The sequence below is a fragment of the Lewinella sp. JB7 genome, assembly GCF_024297185.1.
Classification (GTDB): domain Bacteria; phylum Bacteroidota; class Bacteroidia; order Chitinophagales; family Saprospiraceae; genus Neolewinella.
Genome location: NZ_JANCTD010000009.1, coordinates 24,448 through 36,461, shown reverse-complemented (window position 1 = coordinate 36,461; position 12,014 = coordinate 24,448). Strand labels below are relative to the sequence as shown.

Genomic DNA, 12,014 nt, shown 5'->3' with positions numbered 1-12,014 from the left:
GACCAAACATGGAGTAAGCGCGGTGTGTTTTAGCAGGAGATTAGAACCCCTAACCACACTTGATATGAAAGCTATAACCAAATCCTTTCCCCTCCTTTTTCTCGCTCTCCTGCTCGTGCTCGGCACCGGCTGTAACTCAAGCAAAGCCGTTAAGGGCGGCGCGATCGGTGGTGCCGTCGGCGGCGTTGTCGGAGGAGCCATCGGCAAGAACAACGGCAGCGGTACGAAGGGTGCCATCATCGGATCCGTGATCGGCGGCGCGACCGGAGCGGTCATCGGTGACTACATGGATAAGCAGGCCGAGGAGGTCGAGCAGATCGAAGGTGCCGAAGTAGCCCGGGTGGAAAGCACCACCGAAGATGGAGAAACCGTGACTACCGGTTACACCATTACATTCGACAGCGGCGTGCTTTTCGCCTTCGGTAAGTATTCCCTGACCGACGCCAGCCGCATCGAATTGCAGAAGATGGCCGACGTGTTTAAAAAGTACCCCGATACCAACATCAAGATCGACGGTCACACCGATAACGTAGGCAGCGACAACAGCAATCAGCGCCTCAGCGAGCAGCGCGCCGCCAGCGTAGCTGACTACCTGAGCAGCCTGGGCATCGACCGTACCCGCATGACCACCGAAGGATTCGGTGAGACCCGTCCCGTACAGACCAATGATACCGATGCCGGCCGGCAGGCCAACCGGCGCGTGGAAGTTGCCATCACCCCGACGGAGCAGCTCCAGCAAAAAGCGGAAAACGGTACCCTCACCGTTCCGGAGTAGATATTTAAAACCTTAGATTGTAATAGCGGCGTACCCCCGGGGTGCGTCGCTATTTTTTTATGCGGCGGGTAAACGCCAGCAAGGCCTCTTCTTCCCATAGATCGGCCATCAATTGGTAGCCGACGGGTAGGTGACTGCCTTCCGCGTTTCCGGTCGGAATGGCGATGGCCGGTAGGCCCGCTAGGTTAGCCAGTACGGTATAAATATCCGCCAGATAGTTGGCGACGGGATCGTCCGTCTGTTCGCCCACCGGCCAGGGTTGGCTGGGCGAGACGGGCATCAGGATGAAGTCGTAGTCGGCCAGAATCCCCCGTAGCTGCTCCTGAATCACGCGGCGTGCCCGCTGTGCCTTCCCGTAAAAAGCGTCGTAGTAGCCACTGCTCAGGACGAAGGTGCCCAGTAGAATACGGCGTTGCACCTCCGTGCCGAATCCCTCCGATCGGCTCTGCTTGTACGTTTCTTCCAGCGTTGCGGCATTCGGGCTGCGGTAGCCGTAGCGCATACCGTCGTAGCGACTGAGGTTGCTGCTTGCCTCCGCCGTCGTGAGCACGTAATAGGTCGGCACGACGTAGTCAAAGTAGTCAAAGGTGACCGGCTCTACGGTGTGGCCAGCGTCCCGGAATTCCTGCAGGGCATCCTCCGTAGCCTTGCGGATGGACCCGTCCAGTTTTTTGCTGTTCAGCACGTCGGGAAAGTAGGCGATGCGCTTGCTGCCTTCGCTCTCGGCCCGGGTGTAGGCGGGCACGGGACGATTCGGCGCGGTGGCGTCATAATTATCGGCGCCGGCCATGATTTCCAGTCCGAGGGCGATGTCAGTGGGATCGTGGGCGAGTAACCCGAGTTGGTCGAAGCTACTTCCGTAGGCAATAAGCCCGTAGCGGCTGATGCGGCCGTAGGTGGGCTTGAAGCCGTATAGTCCGCAGAAAGAAGCCGGCTGCCGGACCGATCCGCCCGTACTGGAACCCACGGCCATCAGGCAGGTACGGGCCTGTACCGACACGGCGGCCCCACCGCTGCTGCCCCCGGGCACCCGGGCCGGATCCGCGGCATTACGCGTGGGGCCGTAGTGGCTGTTTTCGTTGCCGCTGCCCATGGCGAATTCGTCGCAGTTGGTGCGGCCGATGATGATGGCGTCCTCGTCCAGCAGGCGCTGCAGGGCCGTAGCGGTGTAGGGCGACACGAAGTCTTCGAGCATGGCGGAACCCGCGCTGACCCCGTGGCCTACATAGCAGATCACGTCCTTTATACTGAGCACGATGCCGGCCAGTCGTCCCAGCCTTGCTCCCGCGCGCCGCCGCCCGTCTTGTTCCTTTGCTTGCTGTAGGGCTTCATCCGCGAAGACTTCCACGTAAATGTTCAGGTAGCGCTGGTCGCCGATACTAGCCAGATAGCGCTCCACGAGTTGCACGGTCGTCACTTCTCCGGCGGCGAGCGCGGTTTGGGTAGCGGATATGGAGGAGTAGAACATGGGTGTAAGGTAGTTGGTACGTTAGTAGAATAGTACAGTAGTACAGTAGTAATCCATCAGCAACTACCGAACTACCAGACTACCAGATTACCATACCAACCCCCTCCTCCACCACCACCATTGCATTACCGCCCTTAGTATCATGAAGAACAGCAGGCTGCCCCAGAGGCCCCAGTTGCCCAGGTACTGTCCCAGGAGGTAGTAGCTGATCAGGTAGCCGGCGAAGGCCAGGAGCATGGTCTGTCGCATGGCCCGGGCCGCGGTGAGCCCCACGAAGATACCGTCGAAGAGGTAGCAGGGCGTTGCCATCAGACTGAACAGGACCACGATCGGAAGGTAATGGTAGGCGGCCGCCAGGGTGTCTCCGGCACTGGCTTCCGGCGCGAAGAGGGAGAGCAGGCCGTAGCCCCCGAGTCCGTAAACCGCGGCGTATACACCGGCCAGGCCCATACCCCAGGCGAAGAGTAGGCGGATGACGCGGCGCAGTTGGTCCGGCCGTTCGGCACCGGCGTACTTTCCCACCAGACTTTCGGCCGCGAAGGCGAAGCCGTCGATGCCGTAGCTGAGCCAGTTCACGAGTTGAAGTAATATGACGTTAGCGGCCACGGTGGCGGTGCCTACGTCGAGGGCGTTAGCCCGGTTATAGAAAAAGGCGAAACTGAGTGTGAGGCAGACGGTGCGAATGAAGATGTCGCGGTTGATGCGGAAGAAAGCGGCCAGACTAACACCACCATCCGGGCGGGGACGCGGGTGCGGTGCGCTACGGCGGAGCGGCCAATCCCGGTCACGGTAGCGGCCATACAGCAGAAAGCCGCCGCCCAGCAACAGACCACCGTACTGGGCCGCCACCGTTCCCCAGGCGACGCCGGCGATGCCCCATCCGGAGACGGCGACGAGGTAGTAACTCAGGGCCAGGTTGGTCGCGTTGACCACCAGCGTCAGGATAAGCGGCCACACGGCGTTCTGCCGACCGAAGAACCAGCCCAGCAGCACCATCTGCAGCAGGGCTGCCGGAGCAGCGATGATGCGGATAAAGAAGTACTCTTCCACCAGGACGATCTGGTCGGCCCGGATATTCAGCAGCCATTCGGTGAAGACGATCAGCGGCCGCTGAAGCAGCACCAGGCTCAGTCCGATCGCCAGCGCGAGCAGCGCCCCCCGCACGAGGGCCTGGGACTGCTCGGGACCGCTCTTCCGTCCGTACGCCTGGGCCGTGATGCCGGTAGTGCCCATGCGCAGGAAGCCGAAGTTCCAGTACACGAAATTGAAGGCCATACTTCCCAAGCCTACGGCCGCGATGTGCGTACCCCCCAGGCTGCCCATCAGCGCCGTATCGAAACTGGAGATGAGCGGTACGGAGACGTTGCTCAGTATATTGGGAAGGGCAAGACGAAGAATCTCCCGGTTTAGCTTCACGGTACGGGGTAAGAGTTTTCACAAAGGTGGCAAACGCAACACTGGCCGACCGCAATTCCGTGTTCCATCTTTCGCACGACTGTTTTAACCTCCCCTTAAGCAACCGGAACTTTCCCGGCCACGTCTTATCTCCGATCTTACCGGACAAACTCCCGCCCCGTGAAACCTTCCGCCCTGCCGTACATTCTGCTCCTGTTCGTTCCCCTCCTGTGGCTGGGGTGTAAGGAGGATGACCCCGCCGTAGTGACCACCCTCAACTACGACGGTCCCAACGTGACCGCGCCCCAGCTTCCGCCCGGTACGAACCTCTTCGCCGCATACTTCCCGCCGTCCGAAACCCAGCCCTACACCGGCCGCACGCTGGAAAAGGTCACTTTCTACCTTACGCAGGTACCGCTGGCCACCCGGGTCGTGGTATTCGGGGAGGGGCCCGACGATCGTACCCCCGGCCCCGAACTCTACCGAAAGGACATCACCGCCCGCATCAGCAACACCGAATGGATCGAAGACCGCCTCATCCCCGGCATCGAAATCACCGGTGAGGGCATCTGGCTGGCCGTGGAGGTCGAGCTGGCCGACGGCGAGCCCTTCTCGGTCGGTTGCGACGCCGGCCGGAATTACAGTCCTAACGGCGATCTGCTCCTGCTTTCGAACGCTACCCAGTGGGCCGGCTTCCGGGACATCAACGGCGAACGCGTCAACTGGAACATCCGGGGCGTGCTCGCGGCGGAATAAAACCCGCTTTGCGGTATTTTCCGTAATTTAGATACATTGCACCCCGCCCCACCTCCGTTTTGCGCCGACCGATCACCATATTATGCATTTTAGTCACCGCGCTGGTGGTGTCCTGCCAGCGGGAGGAGATCGGTGAGCGCTACCCGATCCAGGGCATCGACGTCAGCCGCTATCAGGGCGTGATCGACTGGGACAGCGTCGCCGGTGCCGGCCATCACTTTGCTTTCATCAAGGCCTCCGAGGGGTGGAGCCACCGCGATCTGGCCTTCCGCGCCAACTGGATGGAAGCCGGCCGCGTCGGACTCCGCCGGGGTGCCTACCATTTCTTCCTGCCCCACACCAGCATCGAACGCCAGCTGAGTAATTACATCGATCTGGTCAAGTTGCAGGCCGGCGATCTGCCCCCCGTGCTCGACGTGGAAAGCCGGGGCAACCTCACCGGCCCCGAACTGGTCCGTCACGTGCGGGAGTGGCTGGAACTGGCCGAGGCTCACTACGGGGTTAAACCCATTCTGTATACCGGACTTAATTTCTATAACCGTCACCTGGCCGGGCAATTCGACGATTACCCCCTGTGGCTGGCCCGGTACGATGAGCGCGAACCCGTGACCGTCTGCGGACGCGGCTACCAATTCTGGCAGTACACCGACGGGGCCCGCTCCCCGGGTATCGTCGGCCGGGTCGACCAGAACGTGTTCCTGGGTACGCTGGCACAACTCGATGCACTGTGCATTCCGGTGCCCGGACCGCGGGAGGACACTTTGGTAGCTAAGTAAGGCCGGATTCTTTACACTTCCTCCGATCCCGGTACCGCGAACTTGCGGCCCGTGAGGCCATCCGTAAAGGCCCGCTTGGTGGTGGCGTCGATCCGGAGTTGATCGCTGAGGAAATCCGCCAGGAACTCGCCGATCTTGACCGATTCGGTGAGGAAACCGTCGTGGCCGAAGTCGGAATGCATCACCTCAAGCCGGCTGTTGGGAATGTAGCGGCTCAGGATGCCCTGTTCCTCGATGGGGAAGAGGAGATCGGTGTCGATGCTGATGACGAGGGTGGGGGAGCTTACCGCGCTCAGGGCCTTAGCTACGCCGCCGCGGCCCCGACCCACGTTGTGGGTATCCATGCCACGGGAAAGGCCGTAGTAGCAAACCGGATCGAAGCGCTTCCACAACTTGTAGCCCTGGTACCGCTGGTAGCTGCTGGCGCGGAAGTCGTCGTACATCTCCTCGTCGGGTTCCGATTGCGACATCACGTAGGTGCGGTAATGGCGGTAGCTAAGCATGGCGATTGCCCGGGCCGCTTCCAGACCGGCCTTGCCCGCCTGCGGGGCCTCCGTTCCGAGGGTCGGGTCGGCGCGCAGTGCCATCCGCTGACTTTCGTTGAAGGCGATCCCCCAGGCCGAATGGCGGGCGTTGGTGGCCAGTACGCACAGGAGGTCGAAGCGGTGAGGCTCGGCACAGGCCCACTCCAGACTGTGTTGTCCGCCCATACTGCCGCCCATCAGCAACCGGATCCTGCGAATGCCGAGGTAATCGGCTACGAGGGAGAAAAAGCGGGCGTTGTCTTTCGTGGTAACGAGCGGAAAGTCGAGACCGTACCGGCGGCCTGTCTCCGGGTTATGGCTCAGGGGGCTGGTGCTGCCGTAGCTGCTTCCCAGCATGTTGACGCACACGATGAAGTATTTCTCCGGATCGATGGTGCAGCCGCGGCCGACGAGGCCCGGCCACCAGTCCTGGCAGTCGCTGTTGGCCGTCAGGGCATGGCAGACCCAGATGACGTTGTCCCGCGCCGCGTTCAGCTCCCCGGAGGTGTGGTAGGCGGCGGTGACGGAGGGCAGGGTCACCCCGGATTCCAGCCGGAAGGGGTGATCGATGTAGAGGTATTTGGTCAGGGGCATCGGATGGTTAGGCGGATTCGGGCGACTTCGCTTGCAGGATACTGACGAGCAGATTGATCTGTCCGAGGTGGTAAATGTCATGTTGTATGGCCCCGTCGATGAGGTGACGGTTTTGGTAGTAATAGTCGGGGTGCAGGGTGTGCTCCAGCGTCGTATAGTCGAATGCTTCTATCGCCTGCCGCATGAGTTGGTGAGTCTCCGCGAGCTCCCGGAGCATGTCGGTTTTGGATTTCCCGGAGTAGTCGGGCCAGTCCTCGGGGGAGTTCAGTTCGATCTTCGGGCGGGGCAGCTTTTGCAGCCGCAGGGCGGTATTCCTGCGCCACGCGACGATGTGTCCGATCAGTTGGGCGATGGTCCGGTGGCCCACGGGGCGGTGAAAATCGGCGGCGGGCACTGGCTCGAGGCTCTCCTCCATCCCCTTACCGAACATGGGTAACTTACCGTGGAGTACCCAGTACTGATCCTTGTAGTATGCAGCGGTCACGCTATTTAATTTAATGACCGGCAATCTCCCGGAAGGGACGTGCCCCCCCGGAAGATCGCCGGCGATGATTAGAGGAGGGCCAGGGCCTGCTCCAGATCGGCCATGATGTCGTCGATGTGCTCGATGCCGACGCTGATGCGTAGAGCGTTGGGTTCCACGCCGGCTGCCCGTTGCTCGTGCTCGTTGAGCTGCTGGTGGGTCGTGGCCGCCGGCTGAATGATCAGCGTCTTGGCGTCTCCGACATTGGCGAGGTGACTGATGAGCTTCAGGTTATCGACGACCTTGGTCGCGTCTTCCTTGCCGCCCCGTACATTGAAATTCAGTACGCCACCGAAGCCGTTGCGCAGGTATTTGTTGGCGTTGGCGTGGCCGGGGTGATCGGGCAGACCGGCGTAGCTCACGCTCTCCACCTTATCGTGGCCGCTGAGCCATTCGGCCAGGGCCTGGGCATTTTCGCAGTGGCGGTCCACCCGCAGGCTGAGGGTCTCCAGTCCCTGCACGAACATCCAGGCGTTGAAGGGAGACACGGCCGGGCCGAAATCCCGCAGTCCTTCTACCCGGGCACGGATCGCGAAGGCGATATTGCCGAAGGGGCCATCCTTGCCGAAGACATCATTGAAAACCATGCCGTGGTAGCCCGGGCTGGGGTCGGTGAACTGGGGGTACTTGCCGTTACCGAAGTCGTACCTACCGCTGTCGACGATCACTCCGCCGATGCTGGTGCCGTGGCCGCCGATCCATTTGGTGGCCGACTGGACTACGATGTGGGCACCGTGCTCGATGGGGCGGCAGAGGTAGCCGGCCGCGCCGAAGGTGTTGTCGACCACCAGGGGCAGGTCGTGCTTTTCGGCCAGCGCGCTGAGCCCGTCGAAGTCGGGTACCAGGAAGCTGGGATTGGGCAGCGTTTCGGTGTAGATCGCCTTCGTACGGTCGTCGATCAGCTTTTCGAAGTCGGCCGGGTCGGTGCTTTCGGCGAAGCGCACCTCAATGCCGATGCGCTGGAAGGCCACCTTGAACTGGTTGTAGGTGCCGCCGTAGAGCAGGGCGCTGCTGACGATGTTGTCGCCGGCCGAGGCCAGGTTGTTGATAGCCAGGAACTGCGCACTCTGTCCCGATGCCGTTGCCAGGGCCATCGCGCCGCCCTCGAGCGCCGCAATGCGCTTTTCGAAGACGTCGGTGGTCGGGTTCATGATGCGGGTGTAGATGTTCCCGAACTCCTGCAGGCCGAAGAGCTTGGCGCCGTGCTCACTGTCGCGGAAGGTGAAACTGGACGTCTGGTACAGCGGCAAGGCGCGGCTACGGGAGTGTTCGTCGACCTCCTGGCCGGCGTGTAGTTGGAGTGTTTCGAAGTGCATAAAGTAGTCAGATTAGTAGATGAGAAAAGAATGCCGGCAGCGGCACCGGGGCGGTACATTCATGATTTGGGCGGGTGCGCGGGAGCGGTGGAAGTCAGGGAGGCCAAGGTGGACTGGATTTCCGAATACAGCCACCGGACGTCCCGTTCGGAGGTTTGCCAGTGATAGAAGGCGGCCCGCAGGCCCACCCGTCCGTCGACCACGGTACGGGAAAGGAAGTAGCGGCCGTTGTCGTTGATGGTCTGCAGGAGGCGGTCAATTACGCTCGCGCCCGCATTTCGGACGGTGAAGGCCACTACGTTGAGGCGTACCGGCGCCAGTAATTGCAGGCGGGGGTGAGCCGCCACCTGTTCGCCGAAGGCGGACGCCGCCGCTACACAGCGGGAAGCAATGTCCGCGTATCCCTGCCGCCCGTACGCCCGCAGGGTGAACCAGACGGGGAGGGCCCGGAGCCGCCGGCTGTCGTCCGGGCTCAGCGAAGTGTAATCGAAGTGTTCCTGCGAGCGGGGTGCGTGATGCGCCTCTTCGTGACGGAAGGTGACCAGTTGGTGCACTTCGTGCTCTTTTCGCACGAACCAGGTCGCGCTGTCGTGGGGAACGTTCAACCAGTGGTGATTGTCGATCGCGATGCTGTCGGCGGACTCCCAGCCCCGCAGACGGTCGGTATCCGAGAGCAGCGCGGCGAAGCACCCGGCGGTAGCATCGACGTGTAGCCAGAAGCGAAACCGCTCGCGTAGAGCCAGAATCGCGTAGATATCGTCGAAGTCCGCGGTATTCGTTCCCGCGGTAGCGACCACGATCATCGGTCCGGCGGGGGCGGCTTCCAGGGTACGGGCGAGCTCCGTCACGTCGATGGCTTCCCGGCCGGGCAGGGAGGGGATGCGGTGCAGTGCCCGGGTCCCGAGTCCGAGCAGGCCGAGTGCCTTGGATACTGTAGCATGGGGGGTCGCGGCGTAAACGATAACGGGCTTGCGGCTACCGTTCCGGGCAACGTTGTGATTGTCCAATGCCCCGGCCCACTGCCGCGCGGTGGCCAGACCGGTGAGATGACTCGTGGTAGCCCCAGGGACGAACCCCCCGTTGAAATTAGCGGAGAGGCCGAGCAAATTCAACAAGTGCAGGATCGTATCGTACTCGATGCGGCCGGAGGCATCGCCGAACCACGTAAGTCCCCGGGGGTCCTGGTCGTACACGCTGGTAAGCCAGTCGCCGGCCAGGGCGGCCGGGGTGACGCCGCCGGTCGCGTAGCCCAGGTAGCGGGGGGAAGAGGATGCGACGATCAACTCATCGAAGCGGCGAATACAGTGGCGCAGGGTGGCGATGGCCCCCCGGCCTTCCCCGAACTCCTCGTCGTAGACCAGGGCGGTTGCGCGGGCGAAGCCGCCCCGAAACTGGGTGGGCGGCAGCCGCTCGGCGAACGGCTGAATCGCACCGGCGCGGCGCTGGGGGAGGGTGGTAAAAAAGTGGGAGGTTTCTTCGACGAGGGCGGCCAGCAGGTCAGGCAGGCTATCGCGGTCAGCAAAGAGGGGGGAAGTGCCGGGAACGCTCCCGGAGGTGGCATGTGGCATATTACGGTGGTTTTATAGTCTCCCGCACAGCGGGACAGGCTTTGGCACCTTTTTTCCCGAGCCATCGGGAAAGTGGTTGCCAGGGTTTCACAGAGCCTGATCTCTCCACCCTTCGTTATAAAAAATCTTCGCGCGCTCGCGAAGCGTATCGGGCGGCAAATATAGGCGGGGCCCGGTAATTTTGCAAGGGTCGGTCGACGTCCCCGACGAGTCCCGACCGAGAAGCCGTACCTTTTCGGGGAACATAAACTCTTATTCTATGCGGCTCCCGGTGTACGTTGGTTTGCTGCTCGGTATTCTACTCGGCTCCCGCGCACCCGCCCAAACGATTTATACCCACGACCGCCAACTGGGGGGCGCCGCGGTAGAGGGGGTGGACGAAGCCCTCTATCCTTTTTACCACGGCGTAGCCTCGGGTGATCCCCTGGCGGACCGCGTGATCATCTGGACCCGCGTGACCCCCGACAGCCTCGGAAACCAACCCCTGGAAGTGGCCTGGACCATGGCCACCGATCCCCAACTGGAACAAGTCGTACGGGAAGGCACCGTTACTACCGACGCCGACCTCGACTACACGGTGAAGGTCGACGTGGACGGACTGGCCGCCGGCACCACCTACTACTACGGATTTCGCGCGCTCGGACGCCCCTCCCTGACGGGCCGCACGAAGACTACGCCCACCGGTTCTACTTCCGACCATCTTCGCTTCGGGGTCGTAAGCTGCAGCAACTACCAGGCCGGCTACTTCAACGCTTACGCCCGCCTAGCGGAACGCAACGACCTGGACGCCGTGATTCATCTGGGCGACTACATCTACGAGTACGCCAATTTCGTGTACGGCAACGCGGAGGTATGGGATGACCGCACCGTAGCCCCCGACCGGGAGATCGTGAGCCTGTTCGACTACCGTACCCGCTACGGGACTTACCGCCTCGACCCCGATCTGCGCCGCCTGCACCAGCAGCATCCCATCATCGCGGTGTGGGACGACCACGAATCCGCTAACGACAGTTATGCCGGTGGTGCCAGCAATCACCAATCCGGAAGCGAAGGCAGTTGGGAAGACCGTAAGGACCGCTCCCGGCGGGCCTACTTCGAGTGGATGCCGATCCGGGATACCGGCAACCGCAGTATCTACCGCAAGATATCCTACGGCGACATCGCCGACCTGGTCATGCTCGATACCCGCCTGGAGGGCCGCGACCGCCAGCTGGACGACGTCACCGATCCGGCCCTCTACGCCGAAGATCGTACCATGCTCGGAGCCGCCCAGAAGGCTTGGTTACTGGACCAACTGCGGACCTCCACCGCCCGCTGGAAACTGATCGGTAACCAGGTGATCTTCTCCGAATTCAACGTAGGCTGGAGCGGAGCCCTGGTAGGACAACCCTACGAATTCGTGGAAAGCGGATTTCTCGACATCTGGGACGGCTATCCGGCGGAGCGGACCCAAATCACTCAGTTTATTGAAAACGAGCCGATCGAAAACGTCGTCCTGCTTACGGGAGACTTTCACGTCAGCCTCGCCTTCGAGGTGGCCGATCCGCCGGTCGCTTTGTCCTTTCGGGAAGTGGACGGCCAGCGGGTGCCGGTGTACGGGGCTACCGACTATGATCCCGCTACCGGCAGCGGCGCGGTGGCCGTGGAATTCGCTACCCCAAGTATTTCGGCGGCCAACTTTGACGAGAACGTTTCTCTGCCCATCGCGCTGGCGCTACAGGCGCGAGTCAACCAACCCCTGCCCCGCGTGGATACGCTCGAGCCGGGAAACCCCAATCCTCACCTGAAGTACGCCGACCTGACGCAGCACGGCTACTACGTGCTCGACGTGCGACCCACGGGCGTGCAGGCCGACTACTTCTACGGGCCAATCCTGCAACCGAGCAACGAGGAATCCTTCGCCGCCGGGTACTTTAGTGACAGCGGCACCCACCGGCTGCAGTCAGCAGTCGCTCCCGCCGCTGCAAAGTCCCGGTCCGATGCACCGGCCCCCGCCGACCCGCCCGGTACGACCACCGCGGTGACCGATCCCGACGAAGTGACCGTACTGTCGCTGTCGCCAAACCCGGTCGGCGCGGAAGCCCAACTCCAGTATGCCCTGCGCAGGAGCGGGCGGGTGGAGATCACCCTGCTCGATGCCGCGGGGAGAAAGCTGCGGACGCTCCGGCAACTCGATCAGATCGCCGGCGTATACGGGCTGGCGGTGCGGCTGCACGAATATCCGGCCGGTACGTACTACGTGCGTATTCGTTCCGCGGGGGGCAGCAGCGTACAACCGCTGATTAAGCGATGACCCGACCGGAAGCGACGTATTTTGCC

The 12,014-nt window shown here is 62.2% G+C and carries 10 protein-coding genes and 1 riboswitch; of the genes, 4 read left to right on the top strand and 6 right to left on the bottom strand.

Annotated features, from left to right (window positions below; genetic code table 11):
- Positions 1 to 64: 64 nt before the first annotated feature.
- On the top strand, positions 65 to 775 hold the full coding sequence (locus tag NMA52_RS15510) for an OmpA family protein (RefSeq protein ID WP_254828614.1): 711 nt from the start codon (positions 65 to 67) through the stop codon (positions 773 to 775).
- Between the two features lie 49 nt (positions 776 to 824).
- Here NMA52_RS15510 and gatA read toward each other — a convergent pair whose 3' ends face one another.
- Both gatA and NMA52_RS15500 read right to left on the bottom strand, forming a co-directional pair.
- Complete coding sequence (gatA, locus tag NMA52_RS15505) at positions 825 to 2,243, bottom strand: Asp-tRNA(Asn)/Glu-tRNA(Gln) amidotransferase subunit GatA (RefSeq protein ID WP_254828613.1); 1,419 nt, start codon at positions 2,241 to 2,243, stop codon at positions 825 to 827.
- Between the two features lie 87 nt (positions 2,244 to 2,330).
- Complete coding sequence (locus NMA52_RS15500) at positions 2,331 to 3,659, bottom strand: MATE family efflux transporter (RefSeq protein ID WP_254828612.1); 1,329 nt, start codon at positions 3,657 to 3,659, stop codon at positions 2,331 to 2,333.
- Positions 3,660 to 3,818: 159 nt separating this feature from the next.
- Here NMA52_RS15500 and NMA52_RS15495 point away from each other — a divergent pair, with 159 nt between their 5' ends.
- Together NMA52_RS15495 and NMA52_RS15490 are read left to right on the top strand one after the other, a co-directional pair.
- Positions 3,819 to 4,394, top strand: a complete 576-nt coding sequence (locus NMA52_RS15495; protein ID WP_254828611.1) for a hypothetical protein — start codon at positions 3,819 to 3,821, stop codon at positions 4,392 to 4,394.
- Positions 4,395 to 4,453: 59 nt separating this feature from the next.
- Entirely contained in the window at positions 4,454 to 5,170 is a 717-nt protein-coding gene (locus NMA52_RS15490; RefSeq protein WP_254828610.1) for a glycoside hydrolase family 25 protein, read from the top strand.
- Positions 5,171 to 5,181: 11 nt separating this feature from the next.
- Here the strand turns inward: NMA52_RS15490 and metX are convergent, their stop codons facing one another.
- The 4 genes from metX to NMA52_RS15470 form a co-directional block, all read right to left on the bottom strand.
- Positions 5,182 to 6,288 carry a homoserine O-acetyltransferase gene (gene metX, locus NMA52_RS15485; protein WP_254828609.1) on the bottom strand — a complete coding sequence of 369 codons (1,107 nt, stop codon included), beginning with the start codon at positions 6,286 to 6,288 and terminating at the stop codon, positions 5,182 to 5,184.
- A 7-nt stretch (positions 6,289 to 6,295) separates the two neighbouring features.
- Positions 6,296 to 6,772: a DinB family protein gene (locus NMA52_RS15480; RefSeq protein ID WP_254828608.1), complete on the bottom strand. Its 477-nt coding sequence runs from the start codon at positions 6,770 to 6,772 to the stop codon at positions 6,296 to 6,298.
- 68 nt (positions 6,773 to 6,840) lie between these two features.
- Positions 6,841 to 8,127, bottom strand: a complete 1,287-nt coding sequence (locus NMA52_RS15475) for an O-acetylhomoserine aminocarboxypropyltransferase/cysteine synthase family protein (protein ID WP_254828607.1) — start codon at positions 8,125 to 8,127, stop codon at positions 6,841 to 6,843.
- A gap of 59 nt (positions 8,128 to 8,186) precedes the next feature.
- Positions 8,187 to 9,695 (bottom strand): pyridoxal-dependent decarboxylase, encoded by a 1,509-nt coding sequence (locus NMA52_RS15470; protein ID WP_254828606.1) that lies wholly within the window; start codon positions 9,693 to 9,695, stop codon positions 8,187 to 8,189.
- Between the two features lie 9 nt (positions 9,696 to 9,704).
- Positions 9,705 to 9,819: riboswitch (SAM riboswitch) on the bottom strand.
- Positions 9,820 to 9,954: 135 nt separating this feature from the next.
- On the opposite strand from NMA52_RS15470, the gene NMA52_RS15465 reads away from it, so the two are divergent.
- On the top strand, positions 9,955 to 11,988 hold the full coding sequence (locus NMA52_RS15465) for an alkaline phosphatase D family protein (protein WP_254828605.1): 2,034 nt from the start codon (positions 9,955 to 9,957) through the stop codon (positions 11,986 to 11,988).
- The last annotated feature ends 26 nt before the right edge of the window (positions 11,989 to 12,014 follow it).

Coding starts and splice junctions, on each gene's coding strand:
- NMA52_RS15510 (WP_254828614.1), top strand. CDS start 65: ATGAAAGCTATAACCAAATCCTTTCCCCTCCTTTTTCTCGCTCTCCTG.
- gatA (WP_254828613.1), bottom strand. CDS start 2,243: ATGTTCTACTCCTCCATATCCGCTACCCAAACCGCGCTCGCCGCCGGA.
- metX (WP_254828609.1), bottom strand. CDS start 6,288: ATGCCCCTGACCAAATACCTCTACATCGATCACCCCTTCCGGCTGGAA.
- NMA52_RS15475 (WP_254828607.1), bottom strand. CDS start 8,127: ATGCACTTCGAAACACTCCAACTACACGCCGGCCAGGAGGTCGACGAA.
- NMA52_RS15470 (WP_254828606.1), bottom strand. CDS start 9,695: ATGCCACATGCCACCTCCGGGAGCGTTCCCGGCACTTCCCCCCTCTTT.
- NMA52_RS15465 (WP_254828605.1), top strand. CDS start 9,955: ATGCGGCTCCCGGTGTACGTTGGTTTGCTGCTCGGTATTCTACTCGGC.